We start from the raw sequence: 21208 nt of genomic DNA, 5'->3' as shown, positions 1-21208 counted from the left end.
GGGAATCACCGACACTCCCGCTGTCAGTGGTCCTCACTACGATCAACAACCGTGGAATCCACTTCTATTGATCTGCTCCAGCAGATCGAGCAGGACGCTTTGGATGAGACCCGTCCCCTCAGCGGCGCACTGCGCAAATGCCTCGTGCTGGGCAGCCAGACGGGGTCCGCGGAGCTGCGGCGATGGGCGGAACGCGAGCTACGCGGCTACGACAACGTGCCCGCTGGAGAACTACCTGACTATCGCCTGGTGCACGCCGGACTGTGTATCGACGCCCTGACCCCCGCCGGCGGCGGTGTGCTCCAGAACAATGCCCAGCCGGTCAACCGCTACGCGATCCCTGCGGCGTGCCGGGCTGTCGTCGATGAACCGGCCCTGATCCGCAACGGCGTCACCGAGCTTGCCCAGTTGGCCCAGCAGGCCGATGCCGTCAACGGCAGCATCAAGATCGTCCCGCATGGGGCGGATGAACTGGCCGTGCTCATCGCGCAGGAACAACGGGCACCGATCAACATCACCTCGGTGTACTGGAACGTGGGCCCGGCCACCCTCCACGGTCTGCTGGATCAGGTGCGCACCCGCCTCGTGCAACTCGTCACCGAGCTTCGGGCCAGCACCTCTGCCGACGCACCGGCCCTTTCGGCTGCGAGGGTCAGTCAGGTCATGCGGGACATCAGGATTCAGGGGAACCAGAACCAGCTGTCCCTCACCATCGGCGGCCAGTCCCCGGACACCTCTGGGAGCCAGCAATCGGGCCGCTGGGCTCCGTGGGGCCTCTTCGTGGCAGCCCTGGGATCCATCGGCACGGTGGTCGCGGCCGTCGCCGCGATCATCGCGCTCAGATAGCCCGCAGTCATCGGCGCAGGGACGGACGTGGAGAACCGGTTCGGGAGCGTGCGCACCGTGTGCTGTGTGGGTTGCCGCACGCGGTGGCTTTCTGTAAAGAACGGACAGCGTCGCCTGGGAAGCACAGTGCGCAACGTGCCAGCGCGTCGATGGACTCGCCCAACGCGAGGACTTCGACCCGGATGATCTCGAGCTGCCCAGGGTGCCGGCGCCCGGGAGCGCGACCAGCGTGCCCCTTCGCGTTCTCGGTCTGACCTGTGCGTGCTCGAAATGCAGGAAGGACCCCCCGGTGCGTCGGCGGTCTGTGTCCAGCCCGCCCCGGTCGATCGGGGTTCATTCGCAGTGCATCGGGCTTCAGCCCGGTGGTGGAGCGAATCTGATGGTTGCGACGCGGAGCGTCGCCGCGTCTGGTCCGGCGGAGCCGGACACGGCATGTTCACTACCCGCGGCGCGGAGCGTCGTGATCGCTGGTCCCGGCGGAGCCGGGCTGCCATCACTCACTGGTACAGCCGGACCATGCGCGTGCGGCAGCTGACCCCAACGGGTGTCAGCACTGCGCCGCGCTCCAGGCAACTTCCCCGTCCAGGAGGAGGCACTGGCCGCGTCGCGTCGGCTGGCGGGCCGGACGGCCTGGAACGCTGTTGGTCGCCGACTGCTCCGTCCGTGAATTCAGGTGATCGTGCACGACAACGGTGGCGGCGTGATCGCCACCTGACGGGACCGAACCGCACCCGTCCTGACCGAATCTGCCCCGACCCTTGGCCGACCACGCGGAGCCAGCCGGTCATCCCGGAGGAATCCCAGCTGGGTGCGGCCCCTGCGGTTCACAGGGCGGGCGCTCACTGGCCGTGAATTATTCCCATGGTCTTCGCACCCCGGACGACTAGCGTCCGCGGCCACCAGCTGAAGACGCCGTGTGCGCCCGAGCGACGAGGACCGACATGCCGCACCTGATCGCCGATACCAAGTGGGCGTTCACCCGCCTGTACATGGCCGCCAGCAAGCATCTGGTCACCCCGTTCAAAGAGTTGCCGTCCGCGACTGCGGCCCGCCACGCCAAAGCGGTCCGCGAGAGCCACATGGTCGCCATGCGGGACGGTGTGGCCCTGAACACGGACGTCTACCTGCCCGCGGAGTCGGGCGGTGATCGCGCGCCGGGGACGTTCCCGGCGGTGCTGATCCGAGTTCCGTACGGCAACCGCGAAAGCTATACATACATGCCCGCCGTGGGCCGCTTCTGGGCCCGGCGCGGCTATGCGTGCGCCGTGCAGGACGTGCGCGGGCGCTTCGGCTCACAGGGACAGTGGACGACGTTCGTCAACGAGGTCGACGACGGCCACGACACCATCGACTGGATCGCTCGCCGGCCCTGGTCTGACGGGCGGGTCGCCCTGACCGGAGAGTCCTACTACGGCTTCACCGCCTGGGCAGGCGCAGCCTCTCAGCATCCCGCGGTGGTCTGCACTGCCCCCGGCGACATGGGTCTGGACATGTACACGATGCTGTACGAGGGCGGGGCGCTGTGTCTGGGCAGCACGGCCATGTGGGCGTGCGACCAGGCGGGCAGCGGATACCTGAACTGGTACCGCCTCGACAGTGAGCACCTGCCGCTGCGGGAGATGTCGGAGGCGGCTGGTCTGCCCAGCGACAACTACCGCGACGCCGTCGACAACCCCACCCGCATGGCCCGCTGGGAGGAGCTGGACTTCCGTCACCTGATCGACAAGATCGAGGTGCCGGTCATGGTGTGGGACGGCTGGTACGACGTCCTGCTCCCCGGCGCGCTGCAGGCCTGGCAGGAGCTGGCGGTACGCCGACCGGAGGTTCCCAGGCGCCTGGTCATCGGTCCGACCGACCACGAGACCAGCAGCGACCACAGCGGCCGCATCGGCCGCATTGCCATCCCGGAGGGGCCGCGGACCTGGGATCGGGTCCTGGAGTTCATCGACGCGGTGATGGCCAGCCGGGACCTCGGCCCCCGAGTGAGCCTCTACATCACCGGCGCCGACCGCTGGCACCACACCACGGCATGGCCGCCGCCGGAAGCCCGCCCCTACCGGCTCTACCTGCACGCCGACGGCACCCTCAGTCCGATGGCTCCCACCGGCCCCGAGCCGGACATCCAGTTCACCTACGATCCCGCCGATCCGGTGCGGTCCTGGCAGGGCAAGGACCTGTGGGCGATGACCCGCGGGCTGGAAGACCGCCGCCCGTTGCACCGCCGGCCCGACGTACTGGTCTACCGCAGCGAACCACTGGAGCGCCCCACGGACATCGTCGGCCCTGTATCAGTGCGCCTTGCGGTGAGCACCACCGCCCCCGGCACCGACTTCACCGCCGCACTGATCGACATCGCGTCCGACGGGCACGCACAGTTCGTCCAGGAAGGTATCTGCCGCCTCTCGCACACCGATCAGACTGACACCCCGCAAGCCCCCGCCGACGGCGCACCGCGACACATCGACATCTCCCTCACCGCCACCGGCTACCGCTTCGCCGCCGGTCACCGCATCGCCATCGAGGTCTCCAGCAGCTCCTTCGACCGCTGGGACCGCAACCTCAACACCGGCCCCGATGGAGACGGCGTCACCATGCGCACCGCCCGGCAGACGATCCACCACAGCGCCCAGACACCCTCCCACCTCGACGTCCTCGTGTTGGGGGAGCCCGGATGACCGCCCAGGCAGCCACCCCGGCCGCACTGGTCCCGGCCCTGCCCCGGGCGGTGCGCTGGGGCTACGGCGGCGGCGAGTGGGCCAATGCGGTGGTGTGGACCTCCTTCACCGCCCTCTTCCTGTACTTCTTCACCGACATTGTCCACGCGAGCGCGGCTCTCGGCGGCACGCTCATGCTGCTGGGAACCCTGTGCAACACCTTGCTGCAGCCCTACATCGGCCTGCGCTCCGACCGGCTGCAGAGCCGGCACGGCCGCCGGCTGCCGTTCCTGGCCCTCGCGGCCGTCCCCTATGCGGTGACCTCGTGGCTGCTGTTCACCGATCCCGGATGGAGCGGGATAGCCCAGACTCTGTACTTCGGCGCCGTCGTCATCGCCTGGTCCGCCTGCCTCACCTTCTTCTACGTCCCCTACGGCGCCCTCGGGGCCGAGCTGAGCACCCACGCGCCAGAACGCACCGCCCTGGCCACCGTGCGCACCGCCTGCTCCCAGATGGGCGCGCTGGTCGGCGCGGTCGCCCCCCTGCTGCTGGCCGGATGGTTCGGCGGCGGCAGGACCGGATGGTCCACGGCAGCCGCCGTCACCGCCCTGCTCGCGGCCGCCGGAATCCTGATCACATGGGCCACCGCGAGGGGCCGTGAAACGGCTGCTGAACCCGCCACCACCCGCATGCGGGACCAGTTCGCGATGTTGCGCTCACCCACCGTGCGCCGTCTGCTCGGCGCACTGATGTTCGGTTGGGCCCCCATCAGCGTCACTGGCGCCGTCAACCTCTACTATGCGCTCCACATCATGCAGCTCAGCCAGAGCATGGCCTCGGCATTGCTGCTCGTGTGGTTTATGGCCGGGCTCGCCTGGCTGCCGCTGGTGCAGTACCTGAGCAGCCGCATTGGCAAGACACGCACCTACGTCGCCTTCACCACCGGCTGGTTCTTCACCCAGTGCCTGTTCCTGCTGCTGCATCCCGGTGACCAGGTACTGCTGTGGACGCTGATCCTGCTCTCCTCCGCCGGGAGCATGGCCGTGGCCGTCACCACCTGGTCCCTGCTGGCCGACGTCAGCGACATCGAGGAATTGCGCACCGGCGAGCGGCGCGAAGGAGCCCTGTACGGACTGGCGGCTTTCGCCCAGACCGCCCTGGCCGCCCTCGCGGTCTGGTTCGTCGGCCTGACCCTGTCAGCCGCCGGCTACCACGGCGGCGAGCACCCCAACCACACCGCCCGCGAGGCCATCCGCTTGTTGATGTCGATCGGCACCGCCGTGTGGCTCATCCCCGGCATCCTGTGCTGCCTCAGGCTCGGCCTCACCCACCAGCGACACCACGCTGTCCGAGCCGCCCTCGACTCCCGGGCCGCCGACACCCCCATTTTGCCCGCCGCCAAAGCCGACTTGCTGGCAAACCTGTAGCAAAAACAGTTCACCGTTCACATGCTTACCTCGGTCCCGCCGCACACGCGCCCTATCATGACGGCACATCACAGCCGCTGAAGCGGCTCACGCCACCAGAGGTGACATCGACGTGGACGAGGTTTCGCCGAGCAGCGAACCCACCAAACGAGGCCGGGGCCGCCCTCGCGAAGTCGTGCGTCGCCCCTCCGGCCAGGGCAGCCCTCTGCAGCAGCGGCGTGAGGACTACCCCGGCACCACCCGCGCCATCCTGGAGGCAGCCCACCGCGTGCTGCTGCGCCATGGCACCGGCGGCTTGACCCTTGTGGCCGTGGCCAGGGAAGCCCACGTGGACGTCACCACGGTCTCCTACCACTTCGGCACCCGGCACGGACTCATCGAGAACCTGATGGACCTGCTCTACTCGGACACCGTCGCCGACCTCGCCGAGAACGTCAGTCACCTCGACTCCGGCTACGACCGATGGCACGCCTACATGGCCACGGTCAGCCGGATGTGCCAGGACCGCGAAGCCGCCCGCGCCTACTTCGACATCACTGCGCTCGCCCTGCGCGACGATGCCCTGCGTATCCGGCTGGCCCGCCTCAACGTGTGGACCATCGGCGCATTCGCCCAGTTGCTGCAGGCTCCCGACCTGCCCGACCTCTCCGACGATCAGGTCAAGGTCCTCGGAGAGCTGATCTTCGCCGCCGTCGACGGCATCAACCTCCACCACGCCCTGGCCGGTTCCGACTACCCCCTCGACGACGTCCTCACCCTCCTCGAGCGCGTCATCAGCGACAGCATCAGCAAGGACACCGACACCAGCCACGGGTAACTGGCGACGTTCGACCGGATCCTGGCGGCCGCGCCTGAGCCCACCCTGGCCAGGGCCAGGGCCCTGTGGGCTGCCGCCTGGGTGGCACTGCTGCAGAGCGACTTCGCGACCGCCGACCGGTGGCTCGATGAGGCCGCAGAGCTGGGCGAACAGTTGGACGACCCGGAGGTGCACGCTCATGTCCAGGGCTCTCGGGGGGCCTTGACCCAAGGCCGGGTAGTTAGGGCTTGCAGAGAATTAACCCGTAGCTTCACGTTCCGTGGTTCATTGGTCTGCTATGGGCGCTCTGGAAGGACAACAGGCCGAGCTGGCAGCCAAGTTCGAGGCGGTCCTGCCACATCTGGATGAGCGGCAGAGGCGTCTGCTGATGGGCGCGGAGGCCCGGTCGATCGGCCATGGCGGGATCGGGCTGGTCGCCCGTGCCGCCGGGGTGCGCGAGGGTACGGTGTCTCTGGGTGTCGCCGAACTTGACTCCGGACAGGCCCCGTTGGGGCGGGTGCGCCGGGCGGGCGGCGGCCGTAAGCGGACAGTCGATCTGGACCCGGGGCTGCGTCCGGCGCTATTGGCTCTGGTCGAGCCGGACGTGCGGGGCGATCCGATGTCGCCCCTGCGCTGGACGACGAAATCCACCCGCCATCTGGCCGGCGAACTCACCCGCCGGGGCCACCGGATATCCGCCGACACCGTTGCCGACGTACTGCGCGAGGAAGGCTTCAGCCTCCAGGGCAACGCCAAGACCGTCGAAGGTAGACAACACCCCGACCGGGACGGCCAGTTCCGCTACATCAACGAGCAGGCCAAGGCCCACCAGGCCGCTGGCGACCCGGTGATCAGCGTCGATACGAAGAAGAAGGAAATCGTCGGGCCGTACAGGAACGGCGGCCGCGAGTGGCGGCCGGCGGGTGACCCCGTGCAGGTCAGCACCCATGACTTCCCCGACAAAGAACTCGGGAAAGCTGTGCCCTACGGCATCTATGACCTGGCCGCGAACACCGGCTGGGTCAGTGTCGGCACCGACCACGACACCGCCGCTTTCGCCGTGGAATCCATCCGCCGCTGGTGGAAGGGCCGCAGCCAGCACGACTACCCGCAGGCCAAACGGCTACTGGTCACCGCGGACGCCGGTGGCTCCAACGGTTACCGCACCCGCGCCTGGAAGGCCGAACTCGCCGCCCTGGCCCTGGAAACAGGCATGAACATCACCGTGTGTCACTTTCCGCCGGGAACTTCGAAGTGGAATCGGATCGAGCACCGACTGTTCGCCCACATCACCATGAACTGGCGCGGCAGGCCCCTGACCAGCCATGACGTCATCGTTCAGTCCATCGCCGCGACCACCACCCGCACCGGATTGAGCGTCCACGCCGAACTCGACACCACCGCCTACGAGACCGGCATCCGCATCGGCGACCGGCAGATGGACGCCCTGCCTCTGAGCCGCCACGACTGGCACGGTGACTGGAACTACACCCTTCGCCCCGAGTCGCACTGCCGGGACGGGATCCCTCCCATCCCGCCTCAGGATCTACCCGGCCCCGGTCGCGCCTGGCTGGCCCATCCGGACCTGACCGGTCTGCCGCACGACCAGTGGGACCAGCTGATCACCCAGTTGAGAGCCGCCCGAGAGCTCCAGCGGGAAGAAGACCTTCACCAAAGACGCGGCGGGGACCGGCGGAAAGTCCCCTCCGCCGGCCTCTACACCGGCCGCCGCCCCGGCCTCACCCTCGTCGACCGGCTCCTGGCCACCCTCCTCTACCAGCGGTTCAAGCTCCCCCAGGTCGCCATCGCCCCGCTCTTCACCGTCACACCCGTGACCCTCAACCGCGCCATCAGCCAAACCCGCCGACTCCTGGACGCGATCGGACACACCATCGAACCCGCCGCCACTCGACTGGCCACCCTGGACGACCTCGCGGACCTCGCCACCCGCCTCGGCATCACCCCGACACCAAAGATCAAGACAGCGAGTTAATTCTCTGCAAGCCCTTAGGGCTTGCAGAGAATTAACCCGTAGCTTCACGTTCCGTGGTTCATTGGTCTGCTATGGGCGCTCTGGAAGGACAACAGGCCGAGCTGGCAGCCAAGTTCGAGGCGGTCCTGCCACATCTGGATGAGCGGCAGAGGCGTCTGCTGATGGGCGCGGAGGCCCGGTCGATCGGCCATGGCGGGATCGGGCTGGTCGCCCGTGCCGCCGGGGTGCGCGAGGGTACGGTGTCTCTGGGTGTCGCCGAACTTGACTCCGGACAGGCCCCGTTGGGGCGGGTGCGCCGGGCGGGCGGCGGCCGTAAGCGGACAGTCGATCTGGACCCGGGGCTGCGTCCGGCGCTATTGGCTCTGGTCGAGCCGGACGTGCGGGGCGATCCGATGTCGCCCCTGCGCTGGACGACGAAATCCACCCGCCATCTGGCCGGCGAACTCACCCGCCGGGGCCACCGGATATCCGCCGACACCGTTGCCGACGTACTGCGCGAGGAAGGCTTCAGCCTCCAGGGCAACGCCAAGACCGTCGAAGGTAGACAACACCCCGACCGGGACGGCCAGTTCCGCTACATCAACGAGCAGGCCAAGGCCCACCAGGCCGCTGGCGACCCGGTGATCAGCGTCGATACGAAGAAGAAGGAAATCGTCGGGCCGTACAGGAACGGCGGCCGCGAGTGGCGGCCGGCGGGTGACCCCGTGCAGGTCAGCACCCATGACTTCCCCGACAAAGAACTCGGGAAAGCTGTGCCCTACGGCATCTATGACCTGGCCGCGAACACCGGCTGGGTCAGTGTCGGCACCGACCACGACACCGCCGCTTTCGCCGTGGAATCCATCCGCCGCTGGTGGAAGGGCCGCAGCCAGCACGACTACCCGCAGGCCAAACGGCTACTGGTCACCGCGGACGCCGGTGGCTCCAACGGTTACCGCACCCGCGCCTGGAAGGCCGAACTCGCCGCCCTGGCCCTGGAAACAGGCATGAACATCACCGTGTGTCACTTTCCGCCGGGAACTTCGAAGTGGAATCGGATCGAGCACCGACTGTTCGCCCACATCACCATGAACTGGCGCGGCAGGCCCCTGACCAGCCATGACGTCATCGTTCAGTCCATCGCCGCGACCACCACCCGCACCGGATTGAGCGTCCACGCCGAACTCGACACCACCGCCTACGAGACCGGCATCCGCATCGGCGACCGGCAGATGGACGCCCTGCCTCTGAGCCGCCACGACTGGCACGGTGACTGGAACTACACCCTTCGCCCCGAGTCGCACTGCCGGGACGGGATCCCTCCCATCCCGCCTCAGGATCTACCCGGCCCCGGTCGCGCCTGGCTGGCCCATCCGGACCTGACCGGTCTGCCGCACGACCAGTGGGACCAGCTGATCACCCAGTTGAGAGCCGCCCGAGAGCTCCAGCGGGAAGAAGACCTTCACCAAAGACGCGGCGGGGACCGGCGGAAAGTCCCCTCCGCCGGCCTCTACACCGGCCGCCGCCCCGGCCTCACCCTCGTCGACCGGCTCCTGGCCACCCTCCTCTACCAGCGGTTCAAGCTCCCCCAGGTCGCCATCGCCCCGCTCTTCACCGTCACACCCGTGACCCTCAACCGCGCCATCAGCCAAACCCGCCGACTCCTGGACGCGATCGGACACACCATCGAACCCGCCGCCACTCGACTGGCCACCCTGGACGACCTCGCGGACCTCGCCACCCGCCTCGGCATCACCCCGACACCAAAGATCAAGACAGCGAGTTAATTCTCTGCAAGCCCTTAGCGTATTTCCGCTGGTGGGAAGGGGGTTGAGCGAGTTCTCGGGCTGCTGTAGGTGGCGGGGCCGGTCTTGGAGATGAGTCCGTTTACGGCCCATCTGTCGAGCTGTCGGTACATCGTGCCGAGGGTGATGTCGCCGAGGTGGCGGGCGAGGTCGCGGGGGTGCCACTGGCGGTCGGGTTCTGCGTGAAGGAGGTCCAGGACGTGCTGTCGGCGCCGGTCGGCGGCCGGTGTGTGCCGATCGTCGTGTGAGACGGTGGGCAGGTTGGGATCGGGTTCGAGGATGGTGACGTCGAGGTCGGTGACCAGGCGGCTTGTGTCGGGGCGGCCGTCGTCTTGGCGTTCGGCGTACCGGGAGACAGGTGACCTGACTTTTCGGGTGCTGATGCGGGGGCGCCGGTGCGGGAGGAGCCCGGCCAGGACCCGGTTGCCGATGACGCCGGTGGTGCGGTTGCCCAGGGTGCCGGGCTTGATGACGTCGGCGGCTTGGACCACGAGGTCGCGGGCGGTCTGGATGGCTATGGTGAAGCCGCAGCGGTCCGGGTCGGTGCCCGGCCGGGACTCGGCGGCCTCCACCATCACGGTCCGAAGTGCCTGGTAGAGGGCGAGCAGGGCCCACATCTCCTGCTCGACCCCGACTGGGTCGCCTGAACGCAGGACCCGGCCGTCTGTGATCGTGTGACGCAGGGCAAAATACGCCGACTCGTGCTCCCAGCGCTGGTGGTAAAGGGCAACGAGGGCCGGGGCGGGGTACCGACGAGCATCGGTCAGTGTCGTGACCAGCCGGTAGGAGTTGGTGAACGAGCAGTCGTCATAGGCCACGGTGATCTGCGCTTCCACGACGCGTACCGGGACGGTGCCGATGACCGAGAGGTAGGAGCCATCGGTGAGTCGGCTCAGGACCGGGGTGCGTCGGTTGGCGCGCAGACGGCCCAGGAAACTGGCTCCGGTGTCGTGCACGGCGGCGAGGAAGGCATTGGCGTCGAAACCCTTGTCCCACAGGACCAGCATGCCGGGGCCCAGGTGGTGCAGGAGCCTGCGAGCGTAGGAGGTCTCCCCGTCGCTGGGAGTGCCGAACACGGCGCCGATCAGGGCACGGGTGCCGGTCTCCACCAGGGTCATCAGTTCCAGCATCGGATACCCGCCACGGCTGCCGGGTCCGAACCACTCCACGTTGCGCTCGGTATCCGGGAGCTTGATCGAGGTGCAGCCGTCGAAGGAGACCATCTGGAACGGCCCGAACCGCACTCCGGGAGTCACCGGCTGGGCGAGCGGGCCGGCCAGGGTCTCCGGTCGCGGTTTTGCCGGAAGTGCAGCAGGCGTCGGCTACGCACGGCCGGACGAGGACGGATGGGCGGGGCGCAGGAGCCGGTTGAGGTTGCGGGCGGCAGCGGCGAGGCGTTCAGCGGTCCATGCGTCGGGGTGTTCCAGGGTGCTGAGCATGGCGCCACGTGAGACGAGGTAGATCAGGTCGGCGGACGCCCAGGGGGAGCGGATGTCGGCGGCCTCCGCGGCCTCGCCAAGTGCCTGGCGCCAGGCATCGAGTTCCTGGTGTACGACGGCGAGGCTTTCCGGGGCGGGCCTGGCCTCGGTGAGGAGGTGCAGCAGGAGGGCTGCGAGGACCTCGTCCTCCTCGCTTGACCAGTTCGCCCCCCACTGGGCGAGGTAGTCGATGCGGTCAGCGGCGGGCAATTGGGCCAGGCGGTTCTCTTCGGCGGCCCACCGGTGCTCGACGGCGGTGAAGGCGAGGATCAGCAGTTCACGCCGGTTGCGGACGTAGTGGGTGACCAGGCTGGTGGAGCCGCCCATGGCGTCGGCCACCGCGCGGATGGTGAGTTGGGCCGCTCCACGTTCACGAACGACGCGTAGTGCAGCTTTGCCGATCTGGCGCCTGCGTTCTGTGCTCTCCACCTCAGTCGGCATGTGCCCGAATCTCCTCCGCCTTGGTTTCCAATCTGCAGAGTACAGCCTACAACGCTGTTGTATATTGACGTTTGAAACAGTGTTGCAAACGAGAGGATGATCATGCGCCAACTGCTGACGCTCATCGCCGACGACACGTCGCCGGTGGTGACGACGACTGCCGGCAAGGTTCGCGGGCAGGCCGGTGAGGGCGTGCAGGCGTTCAAGGGCATCCCCTATGCCGCACCCCCGACCGGCGCCCTCCGGTTCGGACGGCCCCAGGCCGCGCAGTCATGGTCGGGCGTTCGGGACGCCACCAAGTTCGGCGCGGCCTGCCCACAGCCACGCGCCAAGATCGTCCCCAAGGGGATACCGATCTCGGAGGACTGCCTGACCGTGAACGTCTGGACGCCCGTCCCGAGTACGCGCGCGGGCAGCGGCAAGAAGCCGGTGCTGGTGTTCATCCACGGCGGCGGGTTTGTGGAGGGCACGGCTGCGGAGCCCATCTACGACGGCGCGGACCTGGCCCGCAAGGGCGTCGTCGTGGTCACACTGCAGTACCGGTTCGGCCCCTTCGGCTACCTGGACCTGTCCGACCTGGGCAAGGAGTACGAGAACAGCGCCAACAACGGACTGCTCGACCAGATCGCCGGCCTGCAGTGGGTGCGCAAGAACATCGCCGCCTTCGGCGGCGACCCATCGAATGTGACCCTCTTTGGCGAGTCCGCCGGTTCCATCTCCATCTCCGCGATCATGGGCAGCCCGCAGTCCGACGGCCTCTACCACCGCGCCATCCTGCAGAGCGGCACCTCCGCCAACATCTCCGACCGCAAGCAGGCAGGCAGGGTCTCCCGCGCCTACCGAGATTTCGCTGGTGCCTCCACCGTCGCCGATCTGCGCAAGCTCAGCGCCGACAAGCTCCAGCAGGCGGCCGACGACCTGTATGACAGTGACTTCTCCGACACCGCGTTCGGTCCCGTCGTCGACGGTCAGCTGCTGCCCGAGAATCCCATGAAGCGCCTCGCCTCCCCGGACGGTCCAAAGGTTCCCGTCATCATCACCACCACCCGCGACGAGGCCCGGTACTGGATCCAGGAGGTCCCCGAGGCCGAGCACATGCCCGAGGTGCTCTACCGGCCCTGGCTGACTAACCTCGTCGGCGAGAGCAACACCGACGCCGCCATCGCCGCCTACCGCAAGAACCGCCCCGATCTGACCGAGGGGGAGGTGGCCATGGCCCTCGCCGGCGACGTCGCCTTTCGCGCCCCCTCCATCAAAACCGCCGAGGTCCTCGCCCATCGCGGTGTTCCGGTCTGGATCGGCCTGTTCACCGCACCCTCGCCCAAGGACGGCGGCAAGTACGGCGCACCCCACGCCATCGACCTGGGCTTCGTCTTCGGGAACTTCACCGCCGACCCCGACTTCTACGGCACCGGCACCTGGAGAGAGCAGCTGTCCGAGCACGTCCAGGACCTGTGGACCACCTTCGCCAGAACCGGCAACCCCGGACGCGCGGACTGGAGCCGGTACAACCTCACCGACCGCCCCACCCTGGTGATCAACAAGCACTCGGCCGTCGAGAACGACCCGCTCAGCAACGAACGCAAGGTCTTCGCCGCCCTCCCTTACGACGGCACCACGCCCGCCCTGCAGGACCTGACCCCACTGACCTATCCCGGAACCCCCTGGCCCGACTCCGCGTCATCATCTCTCTGAGCGGCCCCTACTGGACCACCGCGACAATTGCCGCGCTCGTGGCCCTCGTGACCGTCCGCTCGCTCCTCAAGCGGTGCTGCCGCACCCGCGCGGCAGCGGCTGCCGCCTGACCTGACGCCGGTTTCCCAACCCGCCCCAAACGCGGGAAGAAGGCCCGTCCTCAGGCGGCGGCATCACCCACGTCTCCCATGGGCCGCCCCGACGGGCGGCCCATACGGCCGCTCCATACATACGTCACGGACCACCATCGGCGGTCACGTGCGGCTTGCCAGGCAGTCTTCGTCGTCCTGGGCAACCCGAGCTCCGGCGGCGTCTACCCCGCCTTGCTCCTCCCGGCCTTTCTGGAGCGCCATAGGTCAGGCCCTCCCGCCGGGCGCGGGCACCACCCCCGTCCGCAACACCGTCTACTTCTTGGGCAACGTCATCACGCCCGCCTTCTGGGGTCCTCACCGCCTACGCCATCGGCGGCGTGCTGCTCGCCTGGGCAGCCTCGTGGTGGCACGAACGGCGACAAGAAGGCGTGTCGGAGACGGACCTTCGGTAGGCCGAGGGCGGATGCCGGTGATGTCGAGGGCCTGGTTGATGGTGCTCTCGACTCCCGCGCGTAGGGCGTACTTGTTTTTCAGGTGGCGGTCTTCTGCTCGGCGAGGGCCTTGCAGGGCGCTGAAGGGGGTGACGATGGCGCTTCGTCACCGGGCAACGGGACGAGCAATGCCGCAGCGTCGCGGAGGGGCTGCGGCGGGCGGTGCTCCGGGTCGAGGAGCGCGGCGAGGAACGCCGCCTTGCTCTCCTGGACGGTGCACCGTCGGCACCGCGCCGCCAGCCGGGCGCCGTCCACAGGCCTGAGTCCTCAGGGGGCTGTGGTCCGTCGCCGGCCGAGTTGTCAGAAGGCCTCTGCCGACAGAGCGCTCGGCAACTCCGTAGGGGGCGGTGACACCTCGGTCCAGATCGTCTTTCCTGTCGGCGTGTAGCGAGTTCCCCACCGCCGGGTCAGCTGGGCCACGAGGAACAGGCCACGGCCTCCCTCGTCCTCCGTCGCGGCTCGCCGCAGGTGGGGGGAAGTGTGCCCACCGTCCGAGACCTCGACGATGAGTCCGCGTTCCCGGATGAGCCGTAGACGGACCGGGGATCCACCGTACTTGATCGCGTTGGTGACCAGTTCACTGACGACAAGCTCGACGATGAAGGATGCGGCCTCGTCGGCACCCCATGCGGCCAGCCGGGTACAGGCCAGCGACCGCGCTCGGGCCACCGCTCCGGGATCGGCAGGGAAGTCCCAGGTCTCCACTAGGTTCTGCGCCAGAGCGTGAACACGTGCCAGCAGCAGTGCCGCGTCGTCCTCCGGTGACTGGGGCAGCAGTGCGTGGATGACGTCGTCGCAGGTCTCCTCCAGTGGGCTGTTCCCAGATCGTGAGAGCCTTTCGCACAGGGTGCGGATACCGACGTCGATGTCCTCCTGCCGGCTCTCGACCAGTCCGTCGGTGAACAGGGCGAGCATGCCGTCCTCCGGCAGCTCGATGTCGGCGCTCTCGAAAGGCAGTCCTCCCAGACCCAGTGGTGGTCCGGCCGGGAGATCCACTACTTCGGCGTGTCCGTCGGCGGTGACCAGAACCGGAGGGACGTGGCCTGCCCGCGCCATGACGCAGTGCCGCGAGACCGGATCGTAGATTGCGTACAGACAGGTCACGCCCAGAGCCTGGTCCTCATACGCGTCGCCCGCCGACTCAGAGGTGCCTGTGCGCGCCACTTGGTCGTCCAGACGGGCGAGCAGTTCGTCGGGCGAGAGGTCGAGTGCCGCCAGGGCAGCCACGGTGGTGCGCACGCGGCCCATGGTGGCTGCCGCGCCCATGCCGTGTCCCGCCACGTCTCCGACCACCAGCCCGACACGGGCTCCCGAGAGCGGGATGACGTCGTACCAGTCCCCGCCGACGCCCACGGGTCCGGCGGCGGGCAGATAGCGGTGGGCGATTTCAAGCCCGGCCGGCCGGGGCAGGGTGCGGGGTAGCAGGTCTCGTTGAAGCATGAGGGCGGTCGCGTGTTCGCGTGTGTACCGACGGGCGTTGTCCACGCACACCGCGGTACGGGAGACGAGTTCCTCGGCGAGCGCGATCTCCTCGCTGTCGAAGGGGGCGTGCGGCTCGGATCGTACGAAGGTCGCCAGGCCCAGGACGGTGCCCCGGGCCTTCAGTGGTGCGACGAGCGCGCCGGTGGCCGGATCTGTCAGCGGTTCGGTGGCCGTCAGGCAGTGCAGGCGTGCGGCGTCCGAGGCGGCGGGCACGGTGCCGCTCGCCGCCGCGCGATGGGTGTGCTCCGCGACTCGGCGCAATATGGGCGGTGCGCTGCTGTCCCACCGCGGGGGGTCCTCGCCCCTCAGTACCGGTTCCAGGAGGTCAACGGTGGCTGTGTCCGCGAACTCGGGGACCACGAGTTCGGCCAGGTCGCCCGCCGTGCGCCGGATGTCGAGAGTTCTGCCGATGCTTCCGCTCGCCCGGCTCAGCAGAGCCAGGCGCTGTCGGGCCACGTAACGGTCGGTGATGTCTAGGCCGACCTCGCAGACTCCCATCGTTCGCTGGCCTTCCTCCTGAAGCCGGAAGTATGAGCAGGTCCAGACGTGCTCACGATGGGGCTCTAGGGGGGTGGGGCTTCGGAAGCGGACGTCGATCATCGGCTCACCGGTCCGCGCGACGTGTTCGACGATGCCCTCGATGTCGGTCGGCTGCCGCCCGTCCTCGCTGAGTACCTCGCCCTGCGGAAAGATGTCCTTCACGAGCCTGCCCGCGACCTCTCGCAGCGGCATGCCGAACTGCTTCTCGGTGGCCGTGTTGATCCACTGGACGCGGGCGGTGGTGTCGTAGAGGACCACGTAGAAGGGCAACTCGCGGTAGATCCCCACGAGCAGGGCTCGGTCAAGGGACCGTTGGTGCAGCACTTCCACGTCCGTCGCCGTGACCAGCCACGCCGCCCCGGCGGCGCCGTGGGACAGCGGGCTGAGGGCCAGGGCGACGTACACAGAACGGCCGTCGCGGTGGCGCACCGGCCGGATCCCAAGATCCTTTGCTCGTCCGTCGCCGGGCGAGCACAGGCCAACGCCCGTCTCGGTGTCCGCCAGGATCTCGTCGGCGGATCGGCCGAGCACGTCGAGGGGACGGTGGCCGAACAGCTCCTCGGCTTCCCGGCTCCATCCGATCAACCGCATGCCGTCGTCCAGCACAACGGTTGCGCTATTGACCATCAGCGCGTCGGAAACGCCGTTCCCTGGTTGCGGTCCTGTGCCGTGGGAGTTGCTGATACCCGTCATGACCGGCCCTGCTGTTCGTCGCGCCGGATTCTTTCTATCCATTCAATGTAGTACCGGACACCGAGGCCGACGCCTGTTCGCGGTACGCCGCGAGGAGCCGACACAGCGCTTCAATCCCTTCTCGGTGTGCTTCGGGTCGCCCGTGGTGCCCTGGTGGGTGACCCCTCCAGGGCCGCGAAGACGATCTCCACCAGTTCCTGGGACGCGCCGAAGCAGGCGAGCGCCTCGCGGACGCCGTCGCGGTAGGCGTCGTAGAGAGCGTCGACATGCCGTTGCAGTTCCGGCCTGCGGCTCGCCTCCAGTTTGTTCGTACTGGAAACTTGCAGGTCGGGATCTGAGGCGATGAAGCAGGGCAGCGTCGAGGTGAAGCCCTCCATCCAGTCTGCTGCTGGCGGGCTGTCGGCAGCGGGCACCAGCGAGGAGACCTGGATGCTGCGTCCAACGCCTCAGCGGAGAGACTCGTCAAGCAGGGCGTCGCGCGTCCCGAAGGGCTGCGCGACGCCCTGTTCTCCCGGTGGTACGAAGACCGTCGGAAGTGGATCGACGTCTACAGCCACGCCGTGCCCCTGTTCATCGGTGACCCGCCCGAGAAGTACGGGCCATCCGAACCGCGGCCGACGCATCCGAGTACTCAAGTTCTACAAGTGGCACGTCGAGGGCACGACCGACGCACCCACGATTCATTTTCGTGTCCGTCGCTCGCTGAACGTGAACCAAGTTATTCCGTTACGACGCGGAGCCCGGACGAGGGATCGAATCCACGTTGAAATCCTTGTTGGGGGTCAGATTGAGGTACGGGACGGGCGCGGTGATGGCACGGATCTCCTTCTGACGGGAGCCGGGCTCACCCCACAGGATCGTGACTTCGGTGCCCGGCTTGGCGCAGCTGACGTCGACGACTGCGAGCGAGAGGATCTCGCGGGAGTGCGCGCTGTACACCCGTCCGGAGGAGAAGCCAACCTTCTGGCCATTCCGGGACACCCGGTCGGCTTTGTTGGCGTAACCCCCTTCAGAGCTATAAAAGTACCCGAGATCATGTGGCATCTCCATGAACTGGTATGGGTCTTCGTCGCGCAGCTGTGAGGCGTACACGTCGACAACGTCATCGGCGTTCCACACCAGGGTGACGGTGGTGTGTTCAGGGTTCGCCACCTGCTTCTCGAGCGCGGAGCGGCCTCGGAAGTCGTGATCGAACTTGATCATCTTCGACCAGCCGAGATCGACAGGGCTGCAGTAGCGCTCACGGATGTCTGGCCCGAGGCTCCCGATCATCCGGCGTCCGGGCACCGCATCCTGGTTGTCAGATCCGTCGTACGGTGCCGGGACGAAGTGCCATTCACCTTGCTGGAAGCCGTTCTCGGTGTGGTTGAGCATGTAGGAGCCCCAGCCGAGCCGGCGGATGTCGAATCTCTCTCCAGCCTTCATGAATGCGGAGTACACCGCCCGTGCACTCTCGACGGGGCCGTGCACCTCGTAGGCGAGGGTGCCGCCCATGCCCATGCGCAGCACGGTGATCTCGTGGCCGTCGACGTTGCTGGGACGGTGGCCCATGAACTTGATGTCGTGAAGGTCCTCGGCCGTCGCCGCTTCGAGCACCTCAAGCGAGCGCGGGCCTGCGAGCTGGAAGAGGAACACTTTCCCGGTCACGTCCTCGGCTGCGGCGTCGTAGCCGCCTTCCTCGAGGCGATCGGTGATGTACGGGTCCAGCCAGTAGGTGATGAAGTCTTCCTCACCAAGCCGCAGCAGCACGCCATGTGCCACGACGAAGCCGTTGTCGTTGCACATGATGGCGTGCTTTCCACGACCGACGGGGAAGTTCGCGAAACTGTTGACACAATTCGCTGCGAGGAAGTCGAGGGCTTCGGGACCCGTGATCCGGATCGTGGCTGTCGGGTTCAGGCCGGCGTGCAGGTAGCACGACTCCTTCCACGACATACCTTCATCGCGCCAGTCGGTGAAGTGCCAAGGCTGCGCCACGCCCATCTCGGTCGCGTAGAGCCCGATGTGCGGGTCGTAGGGCAGGAAGGGGCTGTGATCGAAGGACTTCTCGATGAGCCCCTCTGGCCACACCAGGTCCATGCTCCAGTCCCCCTGGAACTCGCGCGGCGCATCAGAGGCACTGCTACTCATTCATCTCTCCCTTTGTGCGAGCACCATTCTTCAAGTCAGGCCAAATCATATAGCATTTCAGACGAAAATAGAAGAGGGTTTCACGTCCCACGTGACGCCCTTGTGGGGTAGTGAGCAGCGCGGGGGACTGTGCAAAGTCGACGCTTCGTCGTTTTCATATACGAATGACATCAAAGGGATTGCGTCTGAGTGTCCTCGATCAGTCGCCACTGCCGGAGGGCTGCACGAGGGCTCAGGCGCTGCGCAACACGCTGGATCTCGCGCGCCATGTCGGCGTCCGAGGCTTCCATCGTTGCCAGGTGGCGGAGCGTCGCCTGAAGTTCCCATTGGCCCGCTCGCGGCTGCGACGCTTCACATACGCGTCGGTAGCGGCGGTTCATGCTTCCGCACTACAGCCCGTATAAAGTCGTCGAGAATTTCAGCGTGCTCGGCGGCCTGTGCCCGGATCGGATCGATCTCGGCTTCGGCAGGTCATCTGGCACCGACGCCCTCACCAGGTAAGCGCTTCAGCGTGATCGTGCGCATACACCGCCGGACGACTTGTTCGGCCAGTTGGTCGAGCTGCTGGCCTACGTTGACTAGGCGTTCCCTGACGGCCACCCGCTCCAGAGATTGAGCCGAACCCTTCCTGGTCGACCGCACCTGCCTGAGCCCTGGCTCGAGTGAGCAAAGGGCGCTTTCTAACGGCTCAGCTCGGCCTGACCTACGCCTTTGCCGGCTTTGTCAATCCCCGAGGTGCCCAGGTCGAGGGTGTACCACAGCCGGTTCGAGTCAAGCGAACGCCTCGCGGGCCCGCGGCAATCCGTAGCCATGTGGGCTCTGGCTAACACGGAGGAAGAGGCGCCGCTGCTCGTGACGAGAACGCGCATGACGGATGCGGTGCTGTTCGACGAAGGTCGGCTCATCGTAGTGCCGTCACCCGAGGAGGCCCTTGCCTTCCTATGGGCTCGGGGAGAAGACCTACGGTATGAACGCGCGGCGGCGCACTGTGGTCGGCACACCCGACCAGGTGCGAGGCGGCCTTGAGGAGATTGCTGGCGCGTATGCAGCGGAAGAGATGATCGTACTGACGATCTGCCAGGACCACGAAGCTCGCAAGCACTCGTCGCCGACGCCTCCGGCCTGTGCCCGCCCGACTCTGCGGGATAGCCGCGGCGCACCTGACTGCCAGTTGCGTCGCGACTGGCGCGAGCCGCAGCCCCGGTCAGGTTTCCATCATGTTCAGGTACATCGTCAACGCGGCTTCCATGTCGGTCTCACGGAGCGCGTTGTTCGGCCCGGGAACGTAGCGACTGGACTTCACTCCGCGGGCATTGCGTTCAACGAAGGCGTGATCCTCTGCGGCGACTTCCTTGAACACCTGCGTCAGGGGGCCGACCTCGTAGTCCACACCCTCGACGGCGTTCTCGTGGACGAACCACTGCATCCACAACTCGCAGGTGTCGACCGTCAGCGGGTTGACAATTCCTCGCTGACTGTGGTCGGTGAAGAAGCAGGTGCCGTTCCACATCAAATTGTCGACCCAGACGATGCTGTCGCCAGGCTCCAGCGCGCCCAGTTGCTTCTTCGAGACGAGTTCGCCATCCATGGAGAAGGTCTTCATGTCAGGTCGCAGGCCGTAGCTACCGTCCCCCTTGATCTTCAGCCCACCCTCCTCGTCGCGCTCGTAGAAGTAGTTCGTCGCATCGCACGACACCATCAACGAAGGATGACCGCTGATGCAGTGGTAGCACTCGATGTTGTTCTCGATCATGAGCTTCCAGTTGGCCTTGATCTCGTAGCGCACCTCGTGCGCGAGCTTCAGCCGCTCGGGTTCTGCGATCTCGATCCTCGCGTCGTCGATCGGGAACTGTCCCCCACCCGTGAGCTGCTCGCGCAGAGTGCACGCAGGCTGCTCCCTACCGAGCCACACATAGATCGAGCCATGGAACGTGTCCACGTACGCGTCCTGAAGCCCGAACTCGGAGTAGTTGAAGTCGACGCCGTCGCGGGTGGCCGGAGCACCGGCGAGCTTCCCGTCCAGATCGTACGTCCAGTTGTGGTAGGGGCACACGAATCGCTTCGTGTTGCCGCTGGACAGCTCGTCGCAGAGCTGCGAGCCCCGGTGGCGACAGACGTTGAAGTGTGCCCGGAGGCCACCGTTCTTGGCCCGGGTCACGATGATGCTCTCGGTGGCCGCGCGGGCCACGAAATAGTCACCGGTGTTCTTCGCTTGGCTGACATGGCCGACATAGATCCACTGCCTATGGAAGATCTTGTCGATCTCTTTCCGGAAGATCTCTGGCGAGGTGTACCACTCGCGCGGCAGGCTCGTGAAGTAGGAGTTCCCGTGACGGGTGGTGGCGGGCTGACCGGTGGTGACGGACATCAGGGACGGTCCTCCGAACTGTACGTCTGTTCCGACTCGCAAGCGAGTATGACAACATATATGATATGAGTCAATGTTTTGGGGGGTGAATGTAGGCTTTCCGCGAGGGCGTCGAGCTGAACGTCGAGGTCGCCGGTCCCGGGGGACGGCCCCGCCGTGGCGTTCTTGCACGGGCTCTCTGTCGGTTCGGCCGACTACGACCGGTTGCCGGCAGAGATCACCGACGACCGCCGGATCCTGAAAATCGCGCGGAGATGGACTGTCTGGCCACGCTCCGGGCACCTGCGTACTCGACAAC

At 67.1% G+C, this 21208-nt stretch carries 14 protein-coding genes and 1 pseudogene; 8 read left to right on the top strand and 7 right to left on the bottom strand.

Going from position 1 to position 21208, the window contains the following annotated elements; all coding sequences use genetic code 11:
- The first annotated feature begins 51 nt into the window (after positions 1-51).
- The 6 genes from OG718_RS00885 to OG718_RS00860 all read left to right on the top strand — a co-directional run bounded on the left by OG718_RS00885 (position 52) and on the right by OG718_RS00860 (position 9482).
- Complete coding sequence (locus tag OG718_RS00885) at positions 52-846, top strand: AbiTii domain-containing protein (RefSeq protein ID WP_328842771.1); 795 nt, start codon at positions 52-54, stop codon at positions 844-846.
- 941 nt (positions 847-1787) lie between these two features.
- Positions 1788-3521 carry a CocE/NonD family hydrolase gene (locus tag OG718_RS00880; RefSeq protein WP_328842770.1) on the top strand — a complete coding sequence of 578 codons (1734 nt, stop codon included), beginning with the start codon at positions 1788-1790 and terminating at the stop codon, positions 3519-3521.
- Positions 3518-4927: an MFS transporter gene (locus OG718_RS00875; protein ID WP_328842769.1), complete on the top strand. Its 1410-nt coding sequence runs from the start codon at positions 3518-3520 to the stop codon at positions 4925-4927. Before OG718_RS00880 ends, OG718_RS00875 begins: the two co-directional genes overlap by 4 nt.
- Positions 4928-5039: 112 nt before the next feature.
- Complete coding sequence (locus OG718_RS00870) at positions 5040-5744, top strand: TetR/AcrR family transcriptional regulator (protein WP_328842768.1); 705 nt, start codon at positions 5040-5042, stop codon at positions 5742-5744.
- 277 nt (positions 5745-6021) lie between these two features.
- Positions 6022-7716, top strand: coding sequence for an ISAzo13 family transposase (locus tag OG718_RS00865; protein WP_328842767.1), 1695 nt, complete (start codon positions 6022-6024; stop codon positions 7714-7716).
- Positions 7717-7787: 71 nt separating this feature from the next.
- On the top strand, positions 7788-9482 hold the full coding sequence (locus tag OG718_RS00860) for an ISAzo13 family transposase (protein WP_328842767.1): 1695 nt from the start codon (positions 7788-7790) through the stop codon (positions 9480-9482).
- A gap of 14 nt (positions 9483-9496) precedes the next feature.
- On the opposite strand, the gene OG718_RS00855 is transcribed toward OG718_RS00860, so the two are convergent.
- The gene (locus tag OG718_RS00855; RefSeq protein WP_328842766.1) at positions 9497-10756 is read right to left on the bottom strand and encodes a transposase; all 1260 of its coding nucleotides are present in this window, start codon (positions 10754-10756) and stop codon (positions 9497-9499) included.
- A gap of 66 nt (positions 10757-10822) precedes the next feature.
- Complete coding sequence (locus OG718_RS00850) at positions 10823-11419, bottom strand: TetR/AcrR family transcriptional regulator (protein ID WP_328842765.1); 597 nt, start codon at positions 11417-11419, stop codon at positions 10823-10825.
- 102 nt (positions 11420-11521) lie between these two features.
- On the opposite strand from OG718_RS00850, the gene OG718_RS00845 reads away from it, so the two are divergent.
- Both OG718_RS00845 and OG718_RS00840 read left to right on the top strand, forming a co-directional pair.
- Complete coding sequence (locus OG718_RS00845) at positions 11522-13114, top strand: carboxylesterase/lipase family protein (protein ID WP_328842764.1); 1593 nt, start codon at positions 11522-11524, stop codon at positions 13112-13114.
- A gap of 275 nt (positions 13115-13389) precedes the next feature.
- Positions 13390-13658: pseudogene (locus OG718_RS00840) on the top strand (DUF3533 domain-containing protein); the annotation flags it as partial.
- A gap of 78 nt (positions 13659-13736) precedes the next feature.
- Here OG718_RS00840 and OG718_RS00835 read toward each other — a convergent pair.
- From OG718_RS00835 to OG718_RS00815, 5 genes are all read right to left on the bottom strand, one after another.
- Positions 13737-13952 (bottom strand): hypothetical protein, encoded by a 216-nt coding sequence (locus tag OG718_RS00835; RefSeq protein WP_328842763.1) that lies wholly within the window; start codon positions 13950-13952, stop codon positions 13737-13739.
- 45 nt (positions 13953-13997) lie between these two features.
- Positions 13998-16346 (bottom strand): ATP-binding SpoIIE family protein phosphatase, encoded by a 2349-nt coding sequence (locus OG718_RS00830; RefSeq protein WP_328842762.1) that lies wholly within the window; start codon positions 16344-16346, stop codon positions 13998-14000.
- Positions 16347-16522: 176 nt separating this feature from the next.
- Positions 16523-16789, bottom strand: coding sequence for a hypothetical protein (locus OG718_RS00825; protein ID WP_328842761.1), 267 nt, complete (start codon positions 16787-16789; stop codon positions 16523-16525).
- Between the two features lie 349 nt (positions 16790-17138).
- Positions 17139-18542 carry a hypothetical protein gene (locus OG718_RS00820; protein WP_328842760.1) on the bottom strand — a complete coding sequence of 468 codons (1404 nt, stop codon included), beginning with the start codon at positions 18540-18542 and terminating at the stop codon, positions 17139-17141.
- A gap of 1204 nt (positions 18543-19746) precedes the next feature.
- A complete protein-coding gene (locus OG718_RS00815; RefSeq protein ID WP_328842759.1) occupies positions 19747-20910 on the bottom strand; it encodes an aromatic ring-hydroxylating oxygenase subunit alpha in 1164 nt (387 codons plus the stop codon).
- Between the last annotated feature and the right edge of the window lie 298 nt (positions 20911-21208).

It is taken from the genome of Streptomyces sp. NBC_00258 (assembly GCF_036182465.1).
Lineage (GTDB): Bacteria > Actinomycetota > Actinomycetes > Streptomycetales > Streptomycetaceae > Streptomyces.
The sequence above is the reverse complement of the archived record's forward strand: the minus strand, read 5'-3'. Positions and strand labels throughout refer to the sequence as shown.

What these genes read in the sequence shown, in the direction of transcription:
- OG718_RS00880 (WP_328842770.1), top strand. Translation starts at nt 1,788, where the DNA reads ATGCCGCACCTGATCGCCGATACCAAGTGGGCGTTCACCCGCCTGTAC.
- OG718_RS00875 (WP_328842769.1), top strand. Translation starts at nt 3,518, where the DNA reads ATGACCGCCCAGGCAGCCACCCCGGCCGCACTGGTCCCGGCCCTGCCC.
- OG718_RS00865 (WP_328842767.1), top strand. Translation starts at nt 6,022, where the DNA reads ATGGGCGCTCTGGAAGGACAACAGGCCGAGCTGGCAGCCAAGTTCGAG.
- OG718_RS00860 (WP_328842767.1), top strand. Translation starts at nt 7,788, where the DNA reads ATGGGCGCTCTGGAAGGACAACAGGCCGAGCTGGCAGCCAAGTTCGAG.
- OG718_RS00850 (WP_328842765.1), bottom strand. Translation starts at nt 11,419, where the DNA reads ATGCCGACTGAGGTGGAGAGCACAGAACGCAGGCGCCAGATCGGCAAA.
- OG718_RS00845 (WP_328842764.1), top strand. Translation starts at nt 11,522, where the DNA reads ATGCGCCAACTGCTGACGCTCATCGCCGACGACACGTCGCCGGTGGTG.
- OG718_RS00830 (WP_328842762.1), bottom strand. Translation starts at nt 16,346, where the DNA reads ATGGTCAATAGCGCAACCGTTGTGCTGGACGACGGCATGCGGTTGATC.
- OG718_RS00825 (WP_328842761.1), bottom strand. Translation starts at nt 16,789, where the DNA reads ATGGAGGGCTTCACCTCGACGCTGCCCTGCTTCATCGCCTCAGATCCC.
- OG718_RS00820 (WP_328842760.1), bottom strand. Translation starts at nt 18,542, where the DNA reads ATGAGTAGCAGTGCCTCTGATGCGCCGCGCGAGTTCCAGGGGGACTGG.
- OG718_RS00815 (WP_328842759.1), bottom strand. Translation starts at nt 20,910, where the DNA reads ATGTCCGTCACCACCGGTCAGCCCGCCACCACCCGTCACGGGAACTCC.